The following is a 23,564-nucleotide window of genomic DNA, read 5'->3' on the forward strand; positions in this document are numbered from 1 at the left end:
CTCCCTGCGGTTTTTGCAGACACCATAAGGAGCGGGCGTGACGAAATTGTTGCAGTTAGAAGATCCGCTCGGATTACACCGGCGTGCCGAGCAGTACATTGCTGGGGGCACATTGCACTTGGAGCATCCGGCCTGCGGCGGCGTCGAGGGCCTTGAGCACGGCGGGCTGCGCCAGGGCACATAAAACCTGGCCATTGGGCAGGGCGATGCGCACCTCGCTGGGGCCGTCCTCGGCGTCGAGAATCGCGTCGACGGTCCCGCTCATGCAATTGTGTCCAGGTGTTGCAGGTTTATCGAGCGCCAGCAATTCCAGCCAGCCGGCCTTGATCAACGCAACCACTTCCACGCCGATCTCCAGCTCCAGCCGTTGCGTACTGTCATGGGTGATTTGCGCCGCCAGGGTCAGCCCACCAGCGAGTTGCAAGTGAATCAGGTCGTTGCGGCCATGCTGTTCAATCGCAATGACCTGGCCATGCAACTGGTTACGGGCGCTGGTACGCAGCATCAAGCGGCCGAGCAGGTTGAAGTCGCTGGCGGCTTCGTCCGAGCCGAGCACTTCGGCCTGCAACACTTGCAGGCGTTGATAGAGGCGTAGCACCCGTTCGCCTTCGGCTGTGAGTCGGGCACCGCCGCCGCCCTTGCCGCCGACACTGCGCTCGACCAAGGGTTTTTGCGCCAGGTTGTTCAGCTCATCAATGGCGTCCCAGGCGGCCTTGTAGCTCAAGCCTGCACTTTTGGCGGCGCGGGTGATGGAGCCCTGCTCGGCGATATGCCCCAGCAGGGCGATCCGCTGGGGGCGGCGGACAATATGTTGGCTGAGCAAAGTCGGTAGAGACATGGGCATACGCTGTGTTGGGATGAGCGGACGTTGCGGCCGCGAGGCATGAGAGTCAAGTGCCAGGCTTAGGCGTGCGGGCCAGGCAGTACACGTCCACCTGTTGCGCCCCGGCGTTGATCAATAACCGCGCCAGGCTGTGGGCGGTGGCGCCGGTGGTGAGCACGTCGTCCACCAGCGCAAGGTGGCGGCCTTGCACCTGGGCGTCAGGGGCCAGGGCGAAGGCGTTGAGCAGGTTGCGTTTGCGCGTCCTGGCGTCGAGGTCTTGTTGCGCGACGGTTTCATGAGGGCGTAGCAACAGGTGTTCATCGTAGGGAAGGTTCAGGTTGGCGCTGAGCCAGCGCGCCAGCATCAGCGCCTGGTTATAGCCCCGTTCACGCAGGCGCCTGCGGGCCATGGGCACCGGCAGCAGAATGTCCGGGCGGGTGAGTTCGTTGTTGTCGAAGCGATGTTGCAAGTGCTGCCCCAGCAAGCGTCCCAGCATATGCCCGAGGGGCCAGCGTGCCTGGTGCTTGAAGCGACTGATCAGGGTGTCCACGGGAAAGCTGTAGGTCCAGGGGGCGATCACTTGTTTAAAGGCGGGTGGTTGTTTCAAGCATTGGCCGCAGACCAAACCGTCCATCGGCAAAGGCAAGGCGCAGACTTCGCAATGCTCCATCAGCCAGGGCAGCTCGGTTTCGCAGACGTTGCAGACGCAGTCGGCTGTTTCAGTCGTCTCGTCGCAGATTAAACACTTCTGTATGTTTTTTAACCAGATGTAAACTTCGTGTTTGTATCTTGGTTGACAGTGCATGAATCTTCCTTAAATATGCCGAGCATCCGTGTCGCGCCTGTGGGTATTGCCCTTTCCGCAGCGCTTGCCAAAGCATAATCAAGGAATCGCCCATGAGCGCCAGCACCACCGCCACCTTGCGTCACGATTGGTCCCTAGCCGAAGTCAAAGCGCTGTTCGTGCAGCCGTTCAATGACCTGTTGTTCCAGGCGCAGACCGTGCACCGCGCGCACTTCGATGCCAACCGTGTACAGGTGTCGACCCTGCTGTCGATCAAGACCGGCGCCTGCCCGGAAGATTGCAAATATTGTCCGCAGTCGGGCCACTACAACACTGGCCTGGAAAAAGAAAAGCTGATGGAAGTGCAGAAGGTCCTCGAAGAGGCCGCCCGCGCCAAGGCCATCGGTTCGACCCGTTTCTGCATGGGCGCCGCCTGGAAACACCCGTCGGCCAAAGACATGCCCTACGTGCTGCAGATGGTCAAAGGCGTAAAGGCCATGGGCCTGGAAACCTGCATGACCCTCGGCCGTCTCGACCAGGACCAGACCGAAGCCCTGGCCCAGGCCGGCCTCGATTACTACAACCACAACCTCGATACATCGCCGGAGTTCTACGGCTCGATCATCACCACCCGCACCTACAGCGAGCGCCTGCAAACCCTGGCCTATGTGCGTGATTCGGGGATGAAGATCTGCTCCGGCGGCATCCTTGGCATGGGCGAGTCCCTCGATGACCGCGCCAACCTGCTGATCCAGTTGGCCAACCTGCCGGAGCATCCGGAGTCGGTGCCGATCAACATGCTGGTGAAAGTCGCCGGTACACCGCTGGAAAACGCCGAGGACATCGACCCGTTCGACTTCATCCGCATGCTGGCCGTGGCGCGCATTCTGATGCCGCAATCCCATGTGCGCCTGTCGGCGGGTCGCGAAGCGATGAACGAGCAGATGCAGGCCCTGGCGTTTTTTGCCGGTGCCAACTCGATCTTCTACGGTGACAAACTGCTGACCACCGCCAACCCGCAGGCCGACAAGGACATGCAACTGTTCTCGCGCCTGGGCATCCTGCCGGAAGCCCGTGAAGAGCACGCGGATGAAGTGCACCAGGCGGCGATCGAGCAGGCCTTGGTGGAGCAGAAGAGCAGCGAGCAGTTCTACAACGCTGCTGTTTGATTGAAATGAGTTCCGAATGTGGGAGGGGGCTTGCCCCCGATGAGGGCGGTCCAGTCAGTACATCTACCGACTGATCCACCGTAATCGGGGGCAGGCCCCTCCCACATTTGACTGAGTGAACCTATTAAACCGAGGCCTGCATGTCTTTTGATCTCTCCGCGCGCCTCGCTGCCCGCCGTGCCGAACACCTTTACCGTCAACGCCCGCTGCTCCAGAGCCCTCAAGGCCCGGAAGTGGTGGTCGACGGCCAACCGCTCCTGGCGTTCTGCAACAACGATTACCTGGGTCTGGCCAATCACCCGCAAGTGATCGAGGCCTGGCGCGCCGGGGCGGCCCGTTGGGGCGTGGGCGGTGGTGCTTCGCACTTGGTGGTGGGCCATGCCACGCCGCACCATGAGCTGGAAGAAGCGCTCGCCGACCTCACCGGCCGCCCGCGGGCATTGTTGTTTACTACCGGTTACATGGCCAACCTCGGTGCGGTCACGGCGTTGGTGGGGCAGGGCGATACGGTGCTGGAAGACCGTCTCAACCATGCCTCGCTGCTGGATGCCGGTTTGCTGTCCGGTGCGCGCTTCAATCGCTACCTGCACAACGACGCCACCAGCCTGGCCAAGCGCCTGGAGAAAGCCACTGGCAATACGCTGGTGGTCACCGATGGTGTGTTCAGCATGGACGGCGACCTGGCCGACCTGCCGGCGTTGGCCCGTGAAGCCAGGGCCAAAGGCGCCTGGTTGATGGTGGATGATGCCCATGGCTTTGGTCCGCTCGGTGCTAATGGCGGCGGGATCGTCGAGCATTTCGGCTTGAGCCAGGACGACGTGCCGGTCCTGGTCGGCACCCTGGGTAAGGCGTTCGGCACGGCTGGGGCATTTGTGGCAGGCAGTGAGGATTTGGTCGAAAGCCTGATCCAGTTCGCCCGGCCGTATATCTACACCACCAGCCAACCGCCGGCGCTGGCCTGCGCCACCCTGAAAAGCCTGGAGCTGCTACGCACCGAACATTGGCGGCGCGAGCACCTCAACCGTCTGATTCGTCAGTTTCGCCAGGGCGCCGAGCAGCTTGGCCTGGACTTGATGGACAGCTTTACACCGATCCAGCCGATCCTGATCGGTGACAGTGCCAAAGCCATGCGCCTGTCGCAGATGCTGCGTGAACGCGGCCTGATGGTCACGGCGATCCGCCCGCCCACCGTACCCGCCGGCAGCGCGCGTTTGCGCGTGACCTTGACCGCAGCCCACAGCGAGGCGCAGGTGCAGCTATTGTTAAACGCATTGGAAGAGTGTTTCCGCTTGTCTGGTGCCACGGAGCCCGACCATGCGTGATCGACTGATCTTGCTGCCCGGCTGGGGCCTCGGCGTATCGCCGCTGGAGCCTTTGGCTGCCGCCTTGCGTGGCCTGGACGAACACCTGCAGGTGCAGATCGAGCCGTTGCCGGCGCTCGATTCCAGCGACCTTGATGAATGGCTCGATGAACTCGACGCCACCCTGCCTGACAACGCCTGGCTGGGCGGCTGGTCCCTCGGCGGCATGCTCGCCTCCGAACTGGCGGCGCGGCGCGGCGAGCGTTGCTGCGGCTTGCTGACCCTGGCGAGCAACCCGTGTTTCGTCGCCCACGACGGCTGGCCCCATGCGATGCCCGCCGAGACCTTCGATGCGTTCCTGGCCGGCTGTCACGCCGACTCCCAAGTCACCCTCAAGCGCTTCGGCTTGTTGTGCGCCAAAGGCGCCGAAGACCCGCGCGGGCTGTCGCGCCTGCTGGTCAGTGGCGCGCCGAATTCAGCGTCCAGCGTGTTGATGCCCGGTCTGGAATTGCTGGCCCAACTGGACACCCGCGACGCCTTGCTGGCCTATCGCGGCCCACAGTTGCACCTGTTCGCGGGCATGGATGGATTGGTGCCCGCGGAAGCCGCCAGCGACCTGCTGGTGTTGCTCCCCGATGTGGAAATCGGCCTGATTGAACAGGCTGGTCACGCTTTTCTTCTGGAAGATCCCCATGGCGTAGCGGGGGCCATCCAGGCTTTTTTGCATGAGTGCGTCGATGACTGATTTATCCCATCCCTCCCTGCCGGGCGCCTTGCCGGACAAGCGCCAGGTGGCGGCGTCGTTTTCCCGTGCGGCAGCCAGTTACGACAGCGTCGCCGAGTTGCAGCGAGCGGTGGGGCATGAGCTGCTGGCCCATCTGCCATCAGCGTGTACGCCGCGGCGTTGGCTGGATATGGGCTGCGGCACGGGTTATTTCAGCCGTGTGCTGGGTGAGTTGTTGCCCGCCAGCCAAGGTGTGGCGCTGGATATTGCCGAAGGCATGCTTAACCATGCGCAGCCTTTGGGTGGCGCGCATCATTTTGTCGCGGGTGATGCAGAACGCTTGCCGCTAAAAACTGAGAGCTTCGAGCTGCTCTTCTCCAGCCTCGCGGTACAGTGGTGTGCGAACTTCGATGCGGTGCTCAGCGAGGCCTATCGCGTGCTGCAACCGGGTGGCGTGCTGGCGTTCGCCAGTTTGTGCGTCGGCACGCTCGATGAGCTGCGCGAAAGCTGGCGGGCGGCGGATGGCCTGGTGCACGTCAATCGCTTCCGCACCTTTGAGGCGTACCAGCAGTTGTGCGCGGCCAGTGGTTTGCGCGTGCTCAGCCTGGAGCGGCGTCCCCATGTGCTGCATTACCCGGATGTGCGCAGCCTGACCCATGAACTCAAGGCGCTGGGGGCGCACAATCTCAATCCGGGCCGCCCGGGAGGGTTGACGGGCCGTGCGCGGATTGTTGCACTGGTAGACGCCTACGAGCAGTTCCGTCAGGCCGAGGGACTGCCGGCTACTTATCAAGTGGTGTACGCCGTCCTGGAGAAGCCCCTATGAGCGCCGCTTATTTCATCACCGGCACCGATACGGATGTCGGCAAGACCACCATCGCCGCAGGCCTGTTGCACGCCGCGCGCCAAACCGGCAAAAGCACCGCGGCTGGAAAACCCGTGGCTTCCGGTTGCGCAGTTACGCCCAAGGGCTTGCGCAACGCCGATGCCCTGGCGTTGTTGGCCGAGTGTTCATTGCCGTTGAGTTATGCCGAGGTCAACCCGGTGGCGTTCGAACCCGCCATCGCCCCCCATCTGGCCGCGCGGGAGGCAGGCGTTGCGCTGACGGTGCAATCGTTGTTGAAACCCATGCAGCAGATCCTGGCGCGACAAGCGGATTTCACCCTCATCGAAGGCGCGGGCGGTTGGCGCGTGCCGCTGGCCGATCAGGACAACCTGTCGGACCTGGCCATGGCGCTGCAGTTGCCGGTGATCCTGGTGGTGGGCGTGCGCCTGGGTTGCATCAGCCATGCCTTGCTCACCGCCGAAGCCATCGCACGGGACGGTTTGTCCTTGGCCGGTTGGGTGGCGAATATCATCGACCCCAAGACCTCTCGTCTGGAAGAAAACCTCGCGACCCTGGCCGAACGCTTGCCCGCGCCGTGCCTGGGCCGAGTGCCCAAGCTCAAGCACGCCAGCGCCGAAGCAGTGGCTGAGCACCTGCAACTGGACCTGCTTGACTGATTCTGGCTATCGACAAGGCATTATGCCATTAGTGTTTTTGACGGGCTTTTTGCCAGGATGTCTGCTTCAATTCAACTTCACGATTCTCTAAAGGCAGGTTAAAGCCATGGAAATCTCTGGCAGCAGCGCGTTTTACTCGGGGCTGAGCACTATTCAGGCCGGGCAGAGCCGTGTCGACCAGGCCGCCGGCAGAATTGCCAGCGCCGCGACCACCCAGCCGTCGGACGCACAGAGCGACCGGTTGCAGGCAAATGACCGCGCCCAGCCGACGAACTCGGCGAGCAATATGGTCGAAATGGCCCAAGGCAAGTTTCAAGTGGAGTTGGGCGCCAAAGTCGCCAAGGCTTCGGATGAAATGCTCGGTACCCTGATCGACACCTTCGCTTAATCCCTCTTTCGTATGACCGGCTTCTTCCTGAGGCTGGTCGCCCTGCGTAATCCTTCATTTTCTTCTGAACACCTTGTGGCGTGACGCCGCAGGCCTCCCTATGCCTGCCATTGACCCGCGTCATGACAAACGGTGTCTGGACGACGCTTGACATCCCCAGGTCGTAAACGTATGTTTCAAACACCTGTTTGACCGCCATAACAAATCCACGCGGTTGTTCATTCCAGATACATCAGCAGAGGTTTATCGCTATGCCTGACTACAAGGCCCCCTTGCGTGATATTCGCTTCGTTCGTGACGAACTGCTCGGCTATGAAGCGCACTATCAGAGCCTGCCGGCTTGCCAGGACGCTACCCCGGACATGGTTGACGCCATTCTCGAAGAAGGCGCCAAGTTTTGTGAGCAAGTGCTGGCACCGTTGAACCGCGTGGGTGACATCGAAGGGTGCACCTGGAGTGAGTCTGGCGTTAAAACCCCTGCTGGTTTCAAAGAAGCCTACAAACAATTCGTCGAAGGTGGCTGGCCAAGCCTGGCCCACGACGTGGAGCACGGTGGCCAAGGCCTGCCGGAATCCCTGGGCCTGGCCGTGAGCGAAATGGTCGGCGAAGCCAACTGGTCGTGGGGCATGTACCCTGGCCTGTCCCATGGTGCGATGAACACCATTTCCGAGCACGGTACCCCCGAGCAGCAAGAGGCTTACCTGACCAAGCTGGTATCGGGCGAATGGACCGGCACCATGTGCCTGACCGAGCCACACTGCGGTACCGACCTGGGCATGCTGCGCACCAAAGCCGAGCCTCAGGCTGACGGTTCCTACAAAGTTTCCGGCACCAAGATCTTCATCTCGGCCGGTGAACACGACATGGCCGACAACATCGTCCACATCGTGCTGGCCCGCCTGCCGGACGCGCCGGCCGGTACCAAAGGCATCTCGCTGTTCATCGTGCCGAAATTCCTGCCTGACGCCGATGGTTCGATCGGTGCGCGTAACGCAGTGAGCTGTGGTTCCCTGGAACACAAGATGGGTATCCACGGCAACGCCACGTGCGTGATGAACTTCGACGCGGCCACCGGTTTCCTGATCGGCCCGGCGAACAAAGGCCTGAACTGCATGTTCACCTTTATGAACACCGCTCGCCTGGGCACCGCGCTGCAAGGCTTGGCCCACGCCGAGATCGGCTTCCAGGGCGGCCTGAAATATGCCCGCGATCGCCTGCAGATGCGCTCCCTGACTGGCCCTAAAGCGCCGGAAAAGGCCGCTGACCCGATCATCGTGCACCCCGACGTGCGCCGCATGCTGCTGACCATGAAAGCCTTCGCCGAAGGTAACCGTGCGATGGTGTACTTCACCGCCAAGCAAGTGGACATCGTCAAGTACGGCACCGACGACGAGGCCAAGAAACAGGCCGACGGCCTGCTGGCATTCATGACCCCGATTGCCAAGGCGTTCATGACCGAAGTCGGTTTTGAATCCGCCAACCACGGCGTGCAGATCTATGGCGGCCACGGCTTCATCGCCGAGTGGGGCATGGAGCAGAACGTTCGCGACAGCCGTATCTCCATGCTGTACGAAGGCACCACCGGTATCCAGGCGCTGGACCTGCTCGGCCGTAAAGTGCTGATGACCCAGGGCGAAGCGCTCAAGGGCTTCACCAAGATCGTGCACAAGTTCTGCCAGGCTAACGAAGGCAACGAAGCGGTCAAAGAGTTCGTGACGCCGCTGGCTGCGCTGAACAAGGAGTGGGGCGATTTGACCATGAAGGTCGGCATGGCCGCGATGAAAGACCGTGAAGAAGTGGGCGCCGCCTCGGTGGATTACCTGATGTATTCCGGTTACGCGTGCCTGGCTTACTTCTGGGCCGACATGGCACGCCTGGCGGCCGAAAAACTGGCTGCCGGTACCAGCGAAGAAGCGTTCTATACCGCCAAGTTGCAAACCGCGCGGTTCTACTTCCAGCGCATCCTGCCGCGTACCCGCACTCACGTGGTGACCATGCTGTCGGGCGCCAACAACCTGATGGACATGAAAGAAGAAGACTTCGGCCTGGCTTACTAAGCCTTACCGGGTTCATCTGAAACCGTCGCTTCCCTTGGGAGCGGCGGTTTTTTATTGGGGGATAAAAAACACAGTACAGCGCTCAGGGATTGCCTCCGGCTGCCGTTACAGTGATGGCGATGTGATACACGACGGGCAGGTTGTGCTTAACTGTCCGCATCAAGGCACAGTGCCATTACTTTTTTGCGGGTCGGAGTTTACCCTTGTCACGCGTGTCTGCTTTACGTTTCAGTCACTTTCTCCCTTCGTTGCTGCTGTTACTGGCCGGGCTCTCGGCTGCGTACGTCAAGGACCTCAGCGTCTTCTTCACTTCACTGTTCAATGTATTGCCGACCCTGGTGCTGTTGCTGGGCGGTTCGTACTGCGCGGTGTATCGCCGTCAGCGTGAATTGTTCCTGATGATCACGGTGTACATCGCCTATTTCCTGCTCGATACCCAGACTGACTTCTACCGCGACAATGGCCGCGTGCGCGAAGACGCGGCCGTGGTGTTTCACCTGTGTTGCCTGTTATTGCCGCTGCTGTTCAGCGTCTACGCGCTGTGGCAGGAGAAGACCCACCTGTTCCGCGACTTCGTCGCCCGTTGTGCGGTGCTGCTGGCAATCGGCAGCGTGGCGCTGGCGCTGGAGCAAAGTTATCCCCAGGCACTCCTGAACTGGCTGGCGGAGATCCGCTGGCCCGCCCTGCATGGGACCTGGATGAGCCTGATCCAGCTGTCGTACCCGATGTTCCTGGTCGGCTTCCTCGCCCTGGCGGCGCAATACTGGTACCAGCCGCGCCCGCTGCATGCCGCGCAACTGGTGGGCTTGCTGGGGTTGTTCTGGATGTTGCCGCAGACCTTCATCCTGCCGTTTACGCTGAATATCATGTGCAGCCAGGTCATGCTGATGATCGCCGCCGGCGTGGCTCACGAGGCCTATCAAATGGCGTTCCGCGACGAACTGACCGGCCTGCCGGGGCGCCGTGCCCTGAATGAACGCATGCAGCGGCTGGGGCGCAACTATGTGCTGGCGATGACCGACGTCGATCACTTCAAGCGCTTCAATGACACCCATGGTCACGATGTGGGCGACCAGGTGCTGCGCCTGGTGGCGAGCAAGCTGTCCAAGGTCAATGGTGGTGGGCGTGCCTATCGCTACGGCGGTGAAGAATTCGCCGTGGTGTTTGCCGGCAAGACCCTGGATGAGTGCATGCCGCACCTGGAGGAAATCCGCGAGATCGTCGCCAACTACGACATCAAGCTGCGCAACTCGGACCGGCCCCAGGATGATCAACAAGGCCGTCAACGCCGGGCGGGCAGCGGCGCGTCGAGTGTGTCGGTGACGGTCAGCATCGGCGTGGCCGAACGCCAGATCGACCAGCGCACGCCTGAAGAAGTGCTCAAGTCCGCCGACCAGGCGCTGTACGCCGCCAAGGGCGCGGGGCGTAACTGTGTGATCGCGTCCGGACAAACCCGCCGTGGCGCGGTGCGTATGCAGGGCGCTGCCGGTTGAGTGATGGCGGTGTATTCAGCGGTTCTACAATGATTGTCCGGGGCACTGGCCGGCAGTAGGTTAAAAGAATCTGCTGCCGGAGACATCGCCATGCCTGAGTACAAAGCTCCCCTGCGCGACATGCGCTTTCTGATCGACAACGTGTTTGATTTCCACGGCCACTACGCTGCCCTGGGCGCCACGGACGCCAGCCCGGACATGGTCAATGCAATCCTCGAAGAAGGCGCGAAATTCTGCGAGAACGTGCTTTCGCCACTCAACCGCAGTGGTGATGAAGAGGGCTGCCATTTCGACAATGGCGTGGTGACCACACCCAAGGGTTTCAAGGAAGCCTTCGCCCAGTACGTCGAAGGTGGTTGGCACGGCGTGGCGGCGGACCCGGCCTACGGTGGCCAGGGCCTGCCGCAATCGTTGGGCCTGGTGCTCAGCGAGATGATCGGCTCCAGCAACACCTCGTGGGGCATGTATCCGGGCCTGACCCACGGGGCGATGTCGGCGATTCACGCCCACGGCACCGAAGAGCAGAAGGCCACGTTCCTGAGCAAACTCACCGCAGGCGAATGGACCGGCACCATGTGCCTGACCGAAGCCCATTGCGGCACTGACCTGGGCCTGATCAAGACCCGCGCCGTGCCCCAGGCGGATGGCAGCTATGCGATCACCGGGAGCAAGATCTTCATCTCGGCCGGTGAGCACGACATGAGCGCCAATATCATCCACCTGGTGCTGGCCAAGCTGCCGGATGCGCCGGCGGGCACCAAGGGTATCTCGTTGTTTATCGTGCCCAAGTTCCATGCGGATTCGGCTGAGCGCAACGCGGTGCACTGCGGCTCTATCGAGCACAAGATGGGCATCAAGGCCTCGGCCACCTGCGTACTCAACTTCGACGGCGCCAAGGGCTTTTTGATTGGCGAAGCGAACAAAGGCCTCAACTGCATGTTCACCATGATGAACCACGCCCGTCTGGGCACCGGCATGCAGGGCCTGTGCAATGGCGAGGCGAGCTTCCAGGGCGCGATCAAATACGCCAACGATCGCCTGCAAATGCGCGCGCTGACCGGCGCCAAAGCGCCGGAGAAAGCCGCTGACCCGATCATCGTGCATCCCGATGTGCGCCGTATGCTGCTGACCATGAAAGCCTTCAACGAAGGCAACCGCGCACTGACCTATTTCACTGCGCAGTTGCTCGACACCGCGCACCTGAGCAGCGACGCCGGCCAGCGCCAGGAGGCCGAAGACCTGTTGGCGTTCCTCACTCCCATCTGCAAAGCCTTTATGACCGACACCGGGCTGGAGGTGACCAACCACGGCATGCAGATATTCGGCGGGCATGGCTACATTCGTGAGTGGGGCATGGAGCAACTGGCGCGCGATGCGCGGATTGCGCCGATCTATGAAGGCACCAATGGCATCCAGGCCCTCGACCTGCTGGGCCGCAAGGTGCTGGGCAGCCAGGGCAAGCTGTTGCGCGGCTTTACCAAAATTGTGCATAAGTTTTGCGCGGCAAATGCCGAACATGCACAGCTCAAGGGCTATGTGGCGCAGCTCAATCAACTGAATCAGGAATGGGGCGAGCTGACCACCCGGGTCGGTATGGCCGCGATGAAAAACCCTGATGAGGTGGGCGCAGCGGCTGTGGATTACTTGATGTACAGCGGTTACATCATCCTCGCCTATCTGTGGCTGCGGATGGCTATTGCAGCGCTGGCGCACGATGACACTGAGTTTGCCAAGGCCAAGCTGGCGACCTGCGACTTCTACTTCAAGCGCCTGCTGCCACGTACCGCAACCCATCGCGCCGCCGTGGAAGCGGGCAGCGAATGCCTGATGAGTCTGCCCGCGGAGTCGTTTGCGCTGTGATGACTTAAAAATACCAGTCGGTCACAAGTGGACCCTATGTGTCTGAAAAGTTGTTCGGGTACACTCGGAGCCTGTAAAACCGATCCCATCGAATCACTTTTCACGTTCTTACGAGGTTTGCCATGGCTGATTACAAAGCGCCGCTGCGTGATATGCGCTTCGTCCTCAACGAAGTCTTTGAGGTCGCCACCACTTGGGCCCAATTGCCGGCATTGGCAGACACCGTTGACGCCGAAACCGTAGAGGCCATCCTCGAAGAAGCCGGCAAGGTCACCGCCAAATCCATCGCCCCGCTCAGTCGCGGTGGCGATGAGCAGGGCTGCCGCTGGGATAACACGGCGGTGTTTACTCCAGATGGTTATCCACAGGCCTACAAAACCTACGCTGAAGGTGGCTGGGTCGGCGTAGGCGGTGATCCCGTGTTTGGCGGCATGGGCATGCCCAAGTCGGTATCGGCCCAGGTTGAAGAGATGATCAACTCGTCGAGCCTGGCGTTCGGCCTGTACCCGATGCTGACCTCCGGTGCCTGCGTGTCGATCAACACTCACGCCAGCGAAGAGCTCAAGGCCACCTATCTGCCGAAGATGTACTCCGGTGAGTGGGCCGGCTCCATGTGCCTGACGGAAGCGCACGCTGGTACCGACCTGGGGATTATCCGCACCAAGGCCGAGCCGCATGTAGACGGTTCCTACACGATCAGCGGGACCAAGATCTTTATCACTGGCGGTGAACACGACCTCACCGAGAACATCATTCACTTGGTGCTGGCCAAGTTGCCGGACGCACCGGCCGGTCCCAAGGGCATTTCGCTGTTCCTGGTGCCGAAGTTCATGGTTAACGCCGACGGCAGCCTGGGCGCGCGCAACCCGGTGAGCTGTGGCTCCATCGAACACAAGATGGGTATCCAGGCGTCCGCCACCTGCGTAATGAACTTCGACGAAGCCGTGGGCTACCTGGTGGGCGAGCCCAACCGTGGGTTGGCGGCGATGTTCACCATGATGAACTACGAGCGTCTTGGCGTCGGTATCCAGGGCCTGGCGTCCGGCGAGCGTTCCTACCAGAACGCTATTGAATATGCCCGCGATCGCCTGCAAAGCCGTTCGCCGACCGGTGCCCAGGCCAAAGACAAAGTGGCCGACCCGATCATTGTCCACCCCGACGTGCGCCGTATGCTGCTGACCATGAAAGCCGCGAACGAAGGCGGTCGCGCGTTCTCCACCTATGTGGCGACGCAGCTGGACATCGCCAAGTTCAGTGAAGATGCCGCTGCCCGCGAGCGTGCCGATAACCTGGTGGCATTGTTGACGCCGGTCGCCAAGGCGTTCCTCACCGACCTGGGCCTGGAAACCACCGTGCTCGGCCAGCAAGTGTTTGGCGGCCACGGTTACATTCGTGAGTGGGGCCAGGAGCAACTGGTGCGTGATGTACGCATCACCCAGATCTATGAAGGCACCAACGGCATTCAGGCACTGGACTTGATGGGGCGCAAGATCGTCGGCAGCGGCGGTGCGTTCTACACCTTGTTCGCCGACGAGATCCGCCAGTTCATCGCCTCGGCGGGTCCCGAACTGGCTGAGTTCACCCAACCGCTGAGCACGGCGGTGGATAACCTGGACGAGTTGACCGCCTGGGTCCTGGATCGCGCCAAGACCAACCCGAACGAGATCGGCGCAGCCTCGGTGGAGTATTTGCATGCATTTGGATACATGGCCTACGCCTACATGTGGGCGCGTATGGCCAAGGCCGCGTTGGGCAAAGAGACTGAGGAAGACTTCTACGCCAGCAAGCTAGGCACCGCGCGCTTCTACTTTGCGCGGCTGTTGCCACGTATTCACTCGCTGAGTGCGTCGGTAAAAGCCGGTAGCGAGTCACTGTTTTTGCTGGATGAGGCACTGTTCTAAGGGCTTGGAGGGCGTGTAAGCATTCTCTTACATGACGTACTGCTAATCGTCCTCTATCGCCAAATTGGATCCACAGATAATCTACTTCACATGGACGTCGCGCAGGAAGCGCAAAGCAACAACACGGACACGTAGGATTCTGCCAGGATGGCGGAGTGAAATGGATGTCAGGGAAACAGTCTGCAAAGCCCCGCTTCGGCGGGGTTTTCTTTTGCCTGCGAAAAAGTCAGTCCCTGAGTTTCAGGCCAGGGCCGGCGGCGCATTCATCACGTCTTCCAGCAACGTGCGCAACAGGGCCACCGTCGCCTGTTGGCGCTGCACATCGCGACAGACCAGCCCGACTTTCAGCGGCACCCTCGGTTCGCTCAAGGGTTTCCACAGCAGCATTTGACTGTTGTGCTCATCCTGAGAGCGCCCCGGCAGCACCGTTGCCAATTGGGTGTTAGGCAAGCTGTCGAGAATCCCCACCATGGTATTGAGCTCCGCCTGAACCTGAGGCCGTCGCCCAAGGTTTGCGAGCTGGCCTTGCCAGATCTGCCTGACTTGAAACTCCTCCCCCAACAGCAACATCGGCAACTCGGCGGCCTGTTTCAGCGAGACTTTCTTGAATTCGCGCAGCGGATGATCTTCGGGGATAACCACCTTCAGCTCATCCTCATACAGCAACACACCGTGCAGCCCCGGCTGGCGTGGCGGCAGGTAGCTGATGCCGATGTCCAGCGAGCCGTTAAGCAACCGCCGTTCAATCTCAAGCCCGGTCAATTCGTAGATCTGCACCACGAGGTGCGGCTGGGCCTTGCGCACGCGCTCCAACATTTGCGGGACCAGGCTGGTGTGCACGGTTTGCAGTACGCCGATGGCCAGGGTGCGCATGGCCTGGCCCTTGAAGTTACGCAAGGCTTCGACGGCTTGCTGCATGCCGTCGATCAGCGGCAAGGCGTGGTTGTACAACGTATGGGCGGCCAGGGTGGGCAGCAGGCGTTTGCTGCTGCGTTCAAACAGGCTCACATCGAGGTTCTGCTCCAACTGGCGGATCTGTTGTGACAGCGCCGGCTGGGAGATCGACAGGCGTTCAGCGGCACGGCCCACATGGCCTTCTTCGTACACCGCGACGAAATAACGCAGTTGCTTAAAATCCATAAGGTTTACTTATCGAAAAAGCTGGAAAATCGAAATGGCCGTTGGCCCCCGAGGCGCCTAGTCTAGCGCCTATTCGCAGGGCTTACAGGGCCGGATCGGGCAATGAACAGCGTTTATGTTGATGGCGTTTACATAGGCAAGGCAACACACGAGCAGACAGCGATTGCAGGAAAACCCCACCAAGGCCCGGTTGCCATCGGGGGCAAGCTGTGAATCTATTCAATATGCGTCGCCCCGTGCCCAGCCTGGATGACCTGGTTCTGGAGGCTTCACCCGATACGCTGTCCAGTGAGGCGCTGATGCCCACGGTAGCGAGACCAGCTCAGGTGTTCGTACGCGGCCAGGGTTCCTGGCTGTGGGACAGCGACGACCGTGCCTACCTGGATTTCAGCCAGGGCAACGCTGCCAACAGCCTCGGCCACAGCCCGCAGGTCTTGATCAAAGCCCTCGCCGACCAGACGCAGGCCCTGATCAATCCGGGCATGGGCCTGCATAACCGCGCTCAACTCAACCTTGTCGACCGCCTGTGCCATCGTACCGGCAGCGACCAGGCCTACCTGCTCAACAGTGGCGCCGAGGCCTGCGAAGCGGCGATCAAGCTGGCGCGCAAGTGGGGCCAACTGCATCGCGGCGGGGCCTACCGCATCATCAGCGCGAGCAATGGTTGCCATGGGCGCAGTTTCGCGGCACTGGCGGCGTCGGCGGGCGCACTGGAAAACCGCTTTGAACCGCAATTGCCCGGCTTCAGCCATGTGCCCTTCAACGACCTGCCGGCCCTGCATGCAGCGGTCGATGCACAGACGGTCGCCATCATGCTGGAGCCGGTTCAGAGCGAGGCCGGTGTGATCCCCGCAACGGAGCATTACCTCAAGGGGGTTGAACGGCTGTGCCGCGAACTGGGGATCCTGCTGATCCTCGACGAAGTACAAACCGGCCTCGGCCGTTGCGGCACCTTGCTTGCCGAACAGCAGTACGGCGTACGGGCCGACATCGTCACCCTCGGCAAAGGCCTGGGCGGCGGCGTGCCGTTGGCAGCCCTGCTGGCGCGCGGCAGCGCCTGTTGCTTCGAAGTGGGTGAGCTGGAAGGCACCCATCATGGCAACGCGCTGATGGCATCGGCCGGGCTGGCGGTGCTCGATACGGTGCTGGAGCACGGCTTCCTGGAACACGTACGTGAATCCGGTCTTTACCTGAGCGAAGGCCTTGCCCGGCTGGCCTACCGCTACGACCTGGGCCCATTGCGCGGCCACGGTCTGATGTGGGGCCTGACGTTGTCGGATGATTCTGCAGATGCAGTGGTAAAAGCCGCCCTGCACGAAGGCCTGATCCTCAACGCCCCGCAACCTGACTGCCTGCGCTTCACTCCGGCGCTTACGGTGAGCAAAAGCAACATCGACGAAATGCTCCTGCGCCTGGCCCGCGCCTTCTCCCGCGTGCGCACTGCACAGTTGCAATGCCGCAAGGGCATCGCCGTTTAACCCACATTCCTGAACCGTCTCGCGGTATACGCGGCGCCTCCAGCCTGATTTTTTCGGCTGGGGGCGTTTTTTTGTCTGATCATTAAAGGATGGCCCGGTGCCAGATCCCAATGAACCCTCACGAACGCCCAAGGTCGATTAGCTACACGGCTCACACGAGCCGATTTTCTGGAGCTGACCCATGGACATCATTCGTATCATCATCGCCATTCTGCTGCCGCCACTGGGTGTGTTCCTGCAAGTGGGTTTCGCTGGCGCGTTCTGGCTGAATATTCTGCTGACCTTGTGCGGTTACTTCCCGGGCATCATTCACGCCGTGTACATCATCGCCAAACGCTGATGGCCTCAGCCTTTTGCGATGAGCCGTGAATTGCGCTCATTGCGAAAGGCCAGTTGCTCGATGGTCTGGGTGGCATGTTCGGCTTCTTCCCGCGCCTTGAGGATGATGCCGTGCTGCTCGGACTTGCTGCACACCGGGTCGGCATTGCTTGCATCCCCGGTGAGCATGAAGGCCTGGCAACGGCAGCCGCCGAAGTCCTTTTCTTTTTCATCGCATGAACGACACGGCTCGGGCATCCAGTCGTAGCCGCGAAAGCGGTTGAAGCCAAACGAGTCGTACCAGATGTGCTGCATGCTGTGGTCGCGCACATTGGGAAACTGCACCGGCATCTGTCGGGCGCCGTGACAGGGCAGGGCGGTGCCGTCTGGCGTCACGGTCAGAAAAATGCTGCCCCACCCGTTCATGCAGGCCTTCGGGCGCTCCTCGTAGTAATCCGGTGTCACGAAAATCAGCTTGCACGGGTGGCCTTCGGCTTCGAGCTTGGCGCGGTACTCGTTGGTGATGCGTTCAGCGCGCACCAGTTGTTCCTGGGTCGGCAACAACCCCACGCGATTGAGTTGCGCCCAGCCATAGAACTGGCACGTGGCGAGCTCGACAAAGTCGGCCTCCAGCGCGATGCACAGTTCGATGATGCGGTCGATCTTGTCGATATTGTGCCGATGGGTGACGAAGTTCAGCACCATTGGGTAGCCGTGCGCCTTCACGGCACGGGCCATTTCCAGCTTTTGCGCGAAGGCTTTTTTCGAACCGGCCAGCAGGTTGTTCACCTGTTCGTCGCTGGCCTGGAAGCTGATCTGGATATGGTCCAGGCCAGCTTTCTTGAAGTCGCTGATCTTCTGTTCGGTCAGGCCGATGCCCGAGGTAATCAGGTTGGTGTAGAACCCCAGCTTGCGCGCCTCGGCGATCAACTCGGCAAGGTCCTGGCGCACCAGCGGCTCACCGCCGGAAAACCCCAATTGCGCGGCGCCCATCTCACGGGCCTCGCGAAACACCTTGATCCACTGCTCGGTGCTCAGCTCCTTGCCCTGCTCGGCAAAGTCCAGCGGGTTGGAGCAATACGGGCACTGCAACGGGCAGCGGTAGGTCAGCTCGGCGAGCAACCACAGCGGCAGGCCGATGGCTGGTTTTTCAGGCAAGGGTGATCCAGTGCTCAGCACGGGCGACCTCCATGAATTGCTCGATGTCGTCACCCAACTCAGGCACGCCGGGGAACTGTGCTTCGAGCGCGGCAATGATCGCCGCCACGTCGCGCTCACCGTCAATCAAGCCACCAATCAGCGCGGCGCTGTCGTTGAGCTTGATCATGCCTTCGGGGTAGAGCAACACATGGCCTTTTTGCGCGGGTTCGTACTGGTAGCGGTAGCCCTGGCGCCAGGTCGGTTTTCTGCTGCGATCGAAGCTCATAAGGTGATCCCTTTGTGCCAGACCCGCTGCTCGGTCACGCTGTGGTACGGCGGGCGTTTCAGTTCGTAGGCCATGCTCATGGCATCCAGCATGCTCCACAGGATGTCGAGTTTGAACTGGAGAATTTCCAGCATGCGCTCCTGGCCTTCACGGGTGGTGTAGTGCTGCAAGGTGATTGCCAAGCCGTGCTCCACATCGCGCCGGGCCTGGCCCAGGCGGGTGCGGAAGTACTCGTAGCCAGTGGGGTCGATCCATGGGTAATGCTGCGGCCAGCTGTCGAGACGCGACTGGTGGATCTGCGGCGCGAACAGCTCGGTGAGCGAGCTGCTGGCGGCTTCCTGCCAACTGGCGCGGCGCGCAAAGTTGACGTAGGCGTCTACCGCAAAGCGCACGCCGGGCAGCACCAGTTCCTGGGAACGCAACTGGTCCGGGTCGAGGCCGACCGCTTGGCCCAAACGCAGCCAGGCTTCGATACCGCCGTCTTCACCCGGTGCGCCATCGTGGTCGAGCAGGCGCTGGATCCACTCGCGACGGATCTCACGGTCCGGGCAGTTGGCCAGGATCGCGGCGTCTTTCAGCGGGATGTTCACCTGATAGTAGAACCGGTTGGCGACCCAACCCTGGATCTGCTCGCGGGTTGCGCGGCCTTCATACATCGCCACATGGTATGGGTGATGGATATGGTAGAAGGCGCCCTTGGCCCGCAAGGCTGCTTCGAATTCGGTTGTGGTCAACGGTGCGTCAGTCATGTCGTCTGCTCCTACAATTCAATGCTCATGCCGTCGTAAGCGACTTCGACATTGCGCCGCACCAGTTCCGCGCGCTCGGGGGAGTCTTCATCGAGGATCGGGTTGGTGTTGTTGATGTGGATAAGCACCTTGCGCTGCTTGGGCAACTGCTCCAGCACTTCGAGCATGCCGCCGGGGCCATTCTGCGCCAGGTGGCCCATCTCGCGGCCGGTACGGGTGCCGACGCCACGGCGCTGCATTTCGTCGTCGTCCCACATCGTGCCATCCACCAGCAGGCAGTCGCTGCCGGCCATGATCTGCAGCAATGGCGCGTCGACCTTGCCCAGGCCCGGGGCGTAGAACAGTTTGCCGCCAGTGCGCAGGTCTTCGACGATCAGGCCGATGTTGTCGCCTGGGTGCGGGTCGAAGCGGTGCGGCGAGTAGGGCGGGGCGGCACTGCGCAGTGGCAGTGGGGTGAAGCGCAGGTTGGGGCAGGCCGGGATGGTGAAGCTGGCATCCAGCTCGATACGGTTCCAGGCCAGGCCGCCGTTCCAGTGGGTGAGCATGGTGAACAGTGGGAAGCCGGTGCTCAGGTCTTCGTGGACCATGTCGGTGCACCACACCTGGTGTGGGCAACCTTCGCGCAGGCTCAATAAACCGGTGGTGTGGTCGATCTGGCTGTCCATCAGGATTATGGCACTGATGCCGGTATCGCGCAGTGCGCGGCCGGGCTGCATCGGCGCAAAACCCTGGAGTTGCGCGCGGATATCCGGCGAGGCATTGCACAGTACCCAGTTCACGCCATCGTCGGAAATCGCGATGGATGACTGGGTCCGCGCCTGCGCCCGCAGGCTGCCGTCACGAAAACCTACGCAATTCACGCAGTTGCAGTTCCACTGCGGGAAGCCGCCGCCAGCGGCGGAACCTAGAATCTGGACAAACATGGCCGCTCCATCAAGCAAAGCTCAAAACAAAAACGCCCCGGGCGAACCGAGGCGTTGTATTACCCAGCGGCTTAGCGACTGGCGAAGTACATGGTGACTTCGAAGCCGATGCGCAGATCAGTGTAAGCAGGTTTGGACCAGGTCATATTCTTACTCCTACGAAGGGATGGGACGTTTACTACCAAGTAATACATATAGTCCACCTCCAGTCGGAGATGTTCAGATGTGTGCGTGGGAATGTTACGCAATTCTTTTCAAGTTAGCGCTGTCTTGGTGGAAAAAGCCTGTTGCAGGGTTGGCAATGATCAGCTCGCCGGTTGCCAGCTCTCGTCGATGCGTGGGCCGGTGGCGATGCAGCGCCAGCCGCCAGTCGCGTCCTGCAGCTGTTGGGCAGCGCGTTGCAGATCCTCCGGGGTTCGGGTCTGGATCAGTGTTTGAAGCTGGCACAGATAATCCGACGGATGGCCCGCCAAGCGTGCGTGCCACAGCAGTTCGGCGCTTTGGGTGATCGGTAGCGTCGCGGCGCAGAACTGCTGTGCCAAGGCGTGATTGCCCAAGTCATCGCTGCCATCAATCAGCAACGGTAGATGTTTAAGAAAGGTGTGCAGGTGATCGACGATACCTTCCAATGAAACGCTGGGTGATTGCACACCAAACAGCAGGCCGGTTTGCCCGTTGATCTGTCGGACGCCGCTGAATACGGCGTAGCCCAATTGCAGCTCGACCCTCAGGCGTTGGTAGAACGGCCCTTGGAGCAGGTGCCCAAGCAGTCGCCAGGACGCTTCATCGTCCAGGGATTGGCTGGGTGTCGGGCAAAACAGCAGCGCGGCGGCTTCGGTTGAGTCGGTTTTAACCGTATGCCACACACGTTGACCGCTGAGGTGTTGAAGAGGCCGTTCGAATTGTGCAGGTTGCCCAGGCAGACGGGCTGCGGCGGTCTTTATCAACGCCTCACACGCGGCGGGCATGCCCAGCCCCAGGCCGTGCCAGCGCGCCGTGGCCCAGGATGCAGGCTGCTCGCTGGCGTCGACATTGCCGATGGCGCAGCACGTCGGCAGGGCCTTGAGCAGTTCCCGGATAGCAATCATTGGCGCGGGGGCTGGGGGCGCTTCTTGCGGCAGCTGCAGGCGCTGAGCCAACGCCTCCAGGACGGCCGGCATGGGCTCGTGCAGCCCGCTCATCTTCATCAGCCAATCATTGCCGGCGGTTTCGAAAGATAATTCGACGCCCGCCTGGCGCGCATTCTCACGCAGTGGCTGCAAGGTGCTTTCCAGCCCAGCAGGCACTGGCGCGTCGAAGCGCCACTGCAAGTACAGCGCGCCCTCATCGCTGTCATCCGCCAAGGCCGGGCTGAAGGTCAGCGCCGATATGTCCCTTCGGCCCCGTGAACGGTCCTGGGCAAACGTGCGCAAGCCTCGGTGAGCGCTGGTTTGGCCGCGAATCAGGCCAGCGCGTTCTTCTTTGACCGGTGGGCGCAGGAACGGGTTGTTCGGGGGCAACTGCCAACGGTGTTCGGCGAGCGGCAAGTGCAGCGAATCAAGCAGGGCCTTGAGCGCAGCGACGCTCTGTTCACTGAGGTCTTCGCTGTCGTTCCGAGCCAGTGCCAGGGCGCCCTGGGTCTGTTGTTGGCGAGCGTTCAGCAGGGCGAACTCTTCGCGCAGTGGCGTCCAATCGCTGTGTGCGAAAAAGCTCAGCCAGTCGTGCAACAGCGCCTCGATTTGTGTCGTCGGTTCGTTTTCGGTATCGAGCGTAAAGTCGATGTCCAGTACGGCCTGTCCGGCGAAGTGGTACAGCACTGACGCTTGCAGTGCGCTGGCCACGTGTCGGGTTTTCAGCTCGGCGAGCAGCCCGCCCTGCGCAGGCGCATTGAGCCAGGTGCAGAGGAACTCCAGGGCTTCACGGGGCGCGTCACAGGTGATGACGTGGTGCAGATGGCCGCTGGCTATGTGTTGATAACGCCGAGCCTGGCCTCGCATCAAGGCCGCTGGTGAGGCCTGCGGATGCAGGGGGCCAGTGATCAGTTGCGTGCTGAAGCGCTGCGCCAGGGCTTCCAGTTCTTGCAGCGGTTGCGGGCCGGCAAGGCTCAGTGTCATCTGCCCGCTTTGATAGAAATGCGCGTGGAATTCCCGCAGTGCTTGCTGAAACGCCTCACGCTCCACGGGCAGGCTGTCGCGGTTGCCCGCGTGAAAGCCGCGCAGCGGGTGATCCGCCGCCAAACCTTCGAGCAGCGCCACCTGCTGCTGCGCCTTGGCATCCTGGGACCAGGCGACGTACTCGGCGTGCAGCACTTCGCGCTCGCGCAGTTGATCTTCCAGGGCCAGGTGCGGGTGGGACAGCATGTCCGCCAGGCGCTCCAGCCCGGGCGCAAAGGCTGAAACCGGTAGTTCAAAAAAGAAGTCCGTGGTGCGTTCGCGGGTGCTTGCATTCACCTGGCCGCCGTGGCGCTGCACGTAGGTCATAAGCCCTTCGCCCGCGGGAAAACGCTCGGTCCCCAGAAACAACAAATGCTCAAGAAAATGTGCGAGCCCCGGCCAGGCCAACGGCACGTCGTGGCTACCGGCAGCCACCCGCAGCACCGCTGCGCAACGCTTTAAGCGCGGTGTATGGCGCAGGGAAACCCGCAGGCCATTGGCCAGGGTCAGGTGAACGGGATAAAGGTGGGCCGGGGCGGGCATGGGCACTTCCAGAGCGGGGCAAGTGCCTATGCTAACAAACCCGTTCAATCAGGGCTTGTGCAGCGGGCCGTAAAGCTCGGGACGCCGGTCTTGCAGGTAGTGGTTGGCGGCGCGGGCGTCGAGGATCGATTGCCGGTTCAGTGTCCCGACAATCAAGGCTTCATCCAGGCCCGCCTGGGCGATTCGCTGGCCATCCGGCGCGGCAATGCTGCTTTGCCCACAGTACTGAATCTCGCCTTCGTGCCCGCAGTAATTGGCGTAGGCCACGTAGCACTGGTTTTCGAAGGCCCGCGCCCGCACGGTGACGTCGGCGACGAAGTCGAACGGCACCATATTGGCGGTGGGCACCAGGATCAGCTCGGCACCGGCCAGGGCCAGGCGTCGGGTGTTTTCCGGGAACTCGAGGTCATAGCAGATCAAGAACCCCAGCTTCCATCCGTTGAGCTCCACCAGGGGGAAATCATCGTCGCCGGCACTGAACATCGAGTGATCCAGATCGCCGAACAGATGGGTCTTGCGGTAGTTGCACAGGCGCTGACCGTGGGCGTCGATCAACTGCACGGCGTTGTAGATCTGCCCGTCTTCGGCCCGCTCCGGATAGCCGTACAGAATCGCCAGGCCGGCGCTTTGCGCCAGTTCGGCAATCGCTTGCGCCGACGCCCCATCCTGGGCCTCGGCCAGTGCCCCAACCGCCTCGGTGCCAATGTTGTAGCCGCTGAGAAACATCTCCGGCAGCACCAGCACATCCGCACCGCAGGCTTCATGCGCCAGCTGGTGCAGACGCTTGAGGTTGCCCGCGACATCCAGCGGCAACGGCGGGCATTGGTACAGGGCGACGCGCATGTTCAACTC

At 61.5% G+C, this 23,564-nt stretch carries 22 protein-coding genes; 12 read left to right on the plus strand and 10 right to left on the minus strand.

What is annotated here, in order from left to right:
• Positions 1-73: 73 nt before the first annotated feature.
• Both FIV39_RS17210 and FIV39_RS17215 read right to left on the minus strand, forming a co-directional pair.
• On the minus strand, positions 74-838 hold the full coding sequence (locus FIV39_RS17210) for a TOBE domain-containing protein (protein WP_090401776.1): 765 nt from the start codon (positions 836-838) through the stop codon (positions 74-76).
• A gap of 52 nt (positions 839-890) precedes the next feature.
• On the minus strand, positions 891-1,628 hold the full coding sequence (locus FIV39_RS17215) for a ComF family protein (protein WP_090401777.1): 738 nt from the start codon (positions 1,626-1,628) through the stop codon (positions 891-893).
• Positions 1,629-1,720: 92 nt separating this feature from the next.
• On the opposite strand from FIV39_RS17215, the gene bioB reads away from it, so the two are divergent.
• From bioB to FIV39_RS17265, 10 genes are all read left to right on the plus strand, one after another.
• The gene (gene bioB, locus FIV39_RS17220) at positions 1,721-2,776 is read left to right on the plus strand and encodes a biotin synthase BioB (RefSeq protein WP_090401778.1); all 1,056 of its coding nucleotides are present in this window, start codon (positions 1,721-1,723) and stop codon (positions 2,774-2,776) included.
• 140 nt (positions 2,777-2,916) lie between these two features.
• The gene (gene bioF / locus FIV39_RS17225) at positions 2,917-4,098 is read left to right on the plus strand and encodes an 8-amino-7-oxononanoate synthase (RefSeq protein ID WP_090401779.1); all 1,182 of its coding nucleotides are present in this window, start codon (positions 2,917-2,919) and stop codon (positions 4,096-4,098) included.
• Positions 4,091-4,822, plus strand: coding sequence for an alpha/beta fold hydrolase (locus FIV39_RS17230; RefSeq protein ID WP_090401780.1), 732 nt, complete (start codon positions 4,091-4,093; stop codon positions 4,820-4,822). The genes bioF and FIV39_RS17230 overlap by 8 nt, the downstream gene beginning before the upstream one ends.
• Entirely contained in the window at positions 4,815-5,627 is an 813-nt protein-coding gene (gene bioC / locus FIV39_RS17235) for a malonyl-ACP O-methyltransferase BioC (RefSeq protein WP_090401781.1), read from the plus strand. The genes FIV39_RS17230 and bioC overlap by 8 nt, the downstream gene beginning before the upstream one ends.
• The gene (gene bioD / locus FIV39_RS17240) at positions 5,624-6,304 is read left to right on the plus strand and encodes a dethiobiotin synthase (protein WP_090401782.1); all 681 of its coding nucleotides are present in this window, start codon (positions 5,624-5,626) and stop codon (positions 6,302-6,304) included. The genes bioC and bioD overlap by 4 nt, the downstream gene beginning before the upstream one ends.
• Positions 6,305-6,410: 106 nt before the next feature.
• Positions 6,411-6,692, plus strand: a complete 282-nt coding sequence (locus FIV39_RS17245) for a pyrroloquinoline quinone biosynthesis protein PqqE (RefSeq protein ID WP_065938217.1) — start codon at positions 6,411-6,413, stop codon at positions 6,690-6,692.
• A gap of 251 nt (positions 6,693-6,943) precedes the next feature.
• Entirely contained in the window at positions 6,944-8,749 is a 1,806-nt protein-coding gene (locus FIV39_RS17250) for a phenylacyl-CoA dehydrogenase (protein WP_090401783.1), read from the plus strand.
• A 203-nt stretch (positions 8,750-8,952) separates the two neighbouring features.
• The gene (locus tag FIV39_RS17255) at positions 8,953-10,242 is read left to right on the plus strand and encodes a GGDEF domain-containing protein (protein ID WP_090401784.1); all 1,290 of its coding nucleotides are present in this window, start codon (positions 8,953-8,955) and stop codon (positions 10,240-10,242) included.
• A 90-nt stretch (positions 10,243-10,332) separates the two neighbouring features.
• Complete coding sequence (locus FIV39_RS17260) at positions 10,333-12,102, plus strand: acyl-CoA dehydrogenase C-terminal domain-containing protein (RefSeq protein WP_090401785.1); 1,770 nt, start codon at positions 10,333-10,335, stop codon at positions 12,100-12,102.
• A 122-nt stretch (positions 12,103-12,224) separates the two neighbouring features.
• Positions 12,225-14,003, plus strand: coding sequence for an acyl-CoA dehydrogenase C-terminal domain-containing protein (locus FIV39_RS17265; protein ID WP_090401786.1), 1,779 nt, complete (start codon positions 12,225-12,227; stop codon positions 14,001-14,003).
• A 240-nt stretch (positions 14,004-14,243) separates the two neighbouring features.
• On the opposite strand, the gene FIV39_RS17270 is transcribed toward FIV39_RS17265, so the two are convergent.
• Positions 14,244-15,143, minus strand: a complete 900-nt coding sequence (locus FIV39_RS17270) for a LysR family transcriptional regulator (protein ID WP_090401787.1) — start codon at positions 15,141-15,143, stop codon at positions 14,244-14,246.
• A gap of 209 nt (positions 15,144-15,352) precedes the next feature.
• Here FIV39_RS17270 and FIV39_RS17275 point away from each other — a divergent pair, with 209 nt between their 5' ends.
• Both FIV39_RS17275 and FIV39_RS17280 read left to right on the plus strand, forming a co-directional pair.
• Positions 15,353-16,621, plus strand: a complete 1,269-nt coding sequence (locus FIV39_RS17275; RefSeq protein ID WP_090401788.1) for an aspartate aminotransferase family protein — start codon at positions 15,353-15,355, stop codon at positions 16,619-16,621.
• 181 nt (positions 16,622-16,802) lie between these two features.
• A complete protein-coding gene (locus tag FIV39_RS17280; protein WP_010207008.1) occupies positions 16,803-16,961 on the plus strand; it encodes a YqaE/Pmp3 family membrane protein in 159 nt (52 codons plus the stop codon).
• 5 nt (positions 16,962-16,966) lie between these two features.
• On the opposite strand, the gene pqqE is transcribed toward FIV39_RS17280, so the two are convergent.
• The 7 genes from pqqE to FIV39_RS17315 all read right to left on the minus strand — a co-directional run bounded on the left by pqqE (position 16,967) and on the right by FIV39_RS17315 (position 23,555).
• Positions 16,967-18,097, minus strand: coding sequence for a pyrroloquinoline quinone biosynthesis protein PqqE (pqqE, locus tag FIV39_RS17285; protein ID WP_090401789.1), 1,131 nt, complete (start codon positions 18,095-18,097; stop codon positions 16,967-16,969).
• The gene (gene pqqD / locus FIV39_RS17290) at positions 18,090-18,365 is read right to left on the minus strand and encodes a pyrroloquinoline quinone biosynthesis peptide chaperone PqqD (RefSeq protein WP_090401790.1); all 276 of its coding nucleotides are present in this window, start codon (positions 18,363-18,365) and stop codon (positions 18,090-18,092) included. Before pqqD ends, pqqE begins: the two co-directional genes overlap by 8 nt.
• On the minus strand, positions 18,362-19,114 hold the full coding sequence (pqqC, locus tag FIV39_RS17295) for a pyrroloquinoline-quinone synthase PqqC (protein ID WP_090401791.1): 753 nt from the start codon (positions 19,112-19,114) through the stop codon (positions 18,362-18,364). Before pqqC ends, pqqD begins: the two co-directional genes overlap by 4 nt.
• Positions 19,115-19,125: 11 nt before the next feature.
• Positions 19,126-20,037 carry a pyrroloquinoline quinone biosynthesis protein PqqB gene (pqqB, locus tag FIV39_RS17300; protein ID WP_090401792.1) on the minus strand — a complete coding sequence of 304 codons (912 nt, stop codon included), beginning with the start codon at positions 20,035-20,037 and terminating at the stop codon, positions 19,126-19,128.
• A gap of 71 nt (positions 20,038-20,108) precedes the next feature.
• On the minus strand, positions 20,109-20,183 hold the full coding sequence (gene pqqA / locus FIV39_RS17305; RefSeq protein WP_003194766.1) for a pyrroloquinoline quinone precursor peptide PqqA: 75 nt from the start codon (positions 20,181-20,183) through the stop codon (positions 20,109-20,111).
• Positions 20,184-20,342: 159 nt separating this feature from the next.
• Positions 20,343-22,712 (minus strand): pyrroloquinoline quinone biosynthesis protein PqqF, encoded by a 2,370-nt coding sequence (gene pqqF / locus FIV39_RS17310; protein WP_090401793.1) that lies wholly within the window; start codon positions 22,710-22,712, stop codon positions 20,343-20,345.
• 48 nt (positions 22,713-22,760) lie between these two features.
• Positions 22,761-23,555 carry a carbon-nitrogen hydrolase family protein gene (locus FIV39_RS17315; protein ID WP_090401794.1) on the minus strand — a complete coding sequence of 265 codons (795 nt, stop codon included), beginning with the start codon at positions 23,553-23,555 and terminating at the stop codon, positions 22,761-22,763.
• Positions 23,556-23,564: the final 9 nt, after the last annotated feature.

The organism is Pseudomonas grimontii (assembly GCF_007858185.1).
Lineage (GTDB): Bacteria > Pseudomonadota > Gammaproteobacteria > Pseudomonadales > Pseudomonadaceae > Aquipseudomonas > Aquipseudomonas grimontii.

Bases quoted from the DNA above. Each gene is read 5' to 3' on its own strand.
- FIV39_RS17280 (WP_010207008.1), top strand. From the start codon at position 16,803: ATGGACATCATTCGTATCATCATCGCCATTCTGCTGCCGCCACTGGGT.
- pqqB (WP_090401792.1), bottom strand. From the start codon at position 20,037: ATGTTTGTCCAGATTCTAGGTTCCGCCGCTGGCGGCGGCTTCCCGCAG.
- bioD (WP_090401782.1), top strand. From the start codon at position 5,624: ATGAGCGCCGCTTATTTCATCACCGGCACCGATACGGATGTCGGCAAG.
- FIV39_RS17245 (WP_065938217.1), top strand. From the start codon at position 6,411: ATGGAAATCTCTGGCAGCAGCGCGTTTTACTCGGGGCTGAGCACTATT.
- pqqF (WP_090401793.1), bottom strand. From the start codon at position 22,712: ATGCCCGCCCCGGCCCACCTTTATCCCGTTCACCTGACCCTGGCCAAT.
- bioC (WP_090401781.1), top strand. From the start codon at position 4,815: ATGACTGATTTATCCCATCCCTCCCTGCCGGGCGCCTTGCCGGACAAG.
- pqqC (WP_090401791.1), bottom strand. From the start codon at position 19,114: ATGACTGACGCACCGTTGACCACAACCGAATTCGAAGCAGCCTTGCGG.
- FIV39_RS17215 (WP_090401777.1), bottom strand. From the start codon at position 1,628: ATGCACTGTCAACCAAGATACAAACACGAAGTTTACATCTGGTTAAAA.
- FIV39_RS17265 (WP_090401786.1), top strand. From the start codon at position 12,225: ATGGCTGATTACAAAGCGCCGCTGCGTGATATGCGCTTCGTCCTCAAC.
- FIV39_RS17230 (WP_090401780.1), top strand. From the start codon at position 4,091: ATGCGTGATCGACTGATCTTGCTGCCCGGCTGGGGCCTCGGCGTATCG.
- pqqD (WP_090401790.1), bottom strand. From the start codon at position 18,365: ATGAGCTTCGATCGCAGCAGAAAACCGACCTGGCGCCAGGGCTACCGC.
- bioF (WP_090401779.1), top strand. From the start codon at position 2,917: ATGTCTTTTGATCTCTCCGCGCGCCTCGCTGCCCGCCGTGCCGAACAC.
- FIV39_RS17260 (WP_090401785.1), top strand. From the start codon at position 10,333: ATGCCTGAGTACAAAGCTCCCCTGCGCGACATGCGCTTTCTGATCGAC.
- FIV39_RS17315 (WP_090401794.1), bottom strand. From the start codon at position 23,555: ATGCGCGTCGCCCTGTACCAATGCCCGCCGTTGCCGCTGGATGTCGCG.
- FIV39_RS17250 (WP_090401783.1), top strand. From the start codon at position 6,944: ATGCCTGACTACAAGGCCCCCTTGCGTGATATTCGCTTCGTTCGTGAC.
- FIV39_RS17270 (WP_090401787.1), bottom strand. From the start codon at position 15,143: ATGGATTTTAAGCAACTGCGTTATTTCGTCGCGGTGTACGAAGAAGGC.
- bioB (WP_090401778.1), top strand. From the start codon at position 1,721: ATGAGCGCCAGCACCACCGCCACCTTGCGTCACGATTGGTCCCTAGCC.
- FIV39_RS17210 (WP_090401776.1), bottom strand. From the start codon at position 838: ATGTCTCTACCGACTTTGCTCAGCCAACATATTGTCCGCCGCCCCCAG.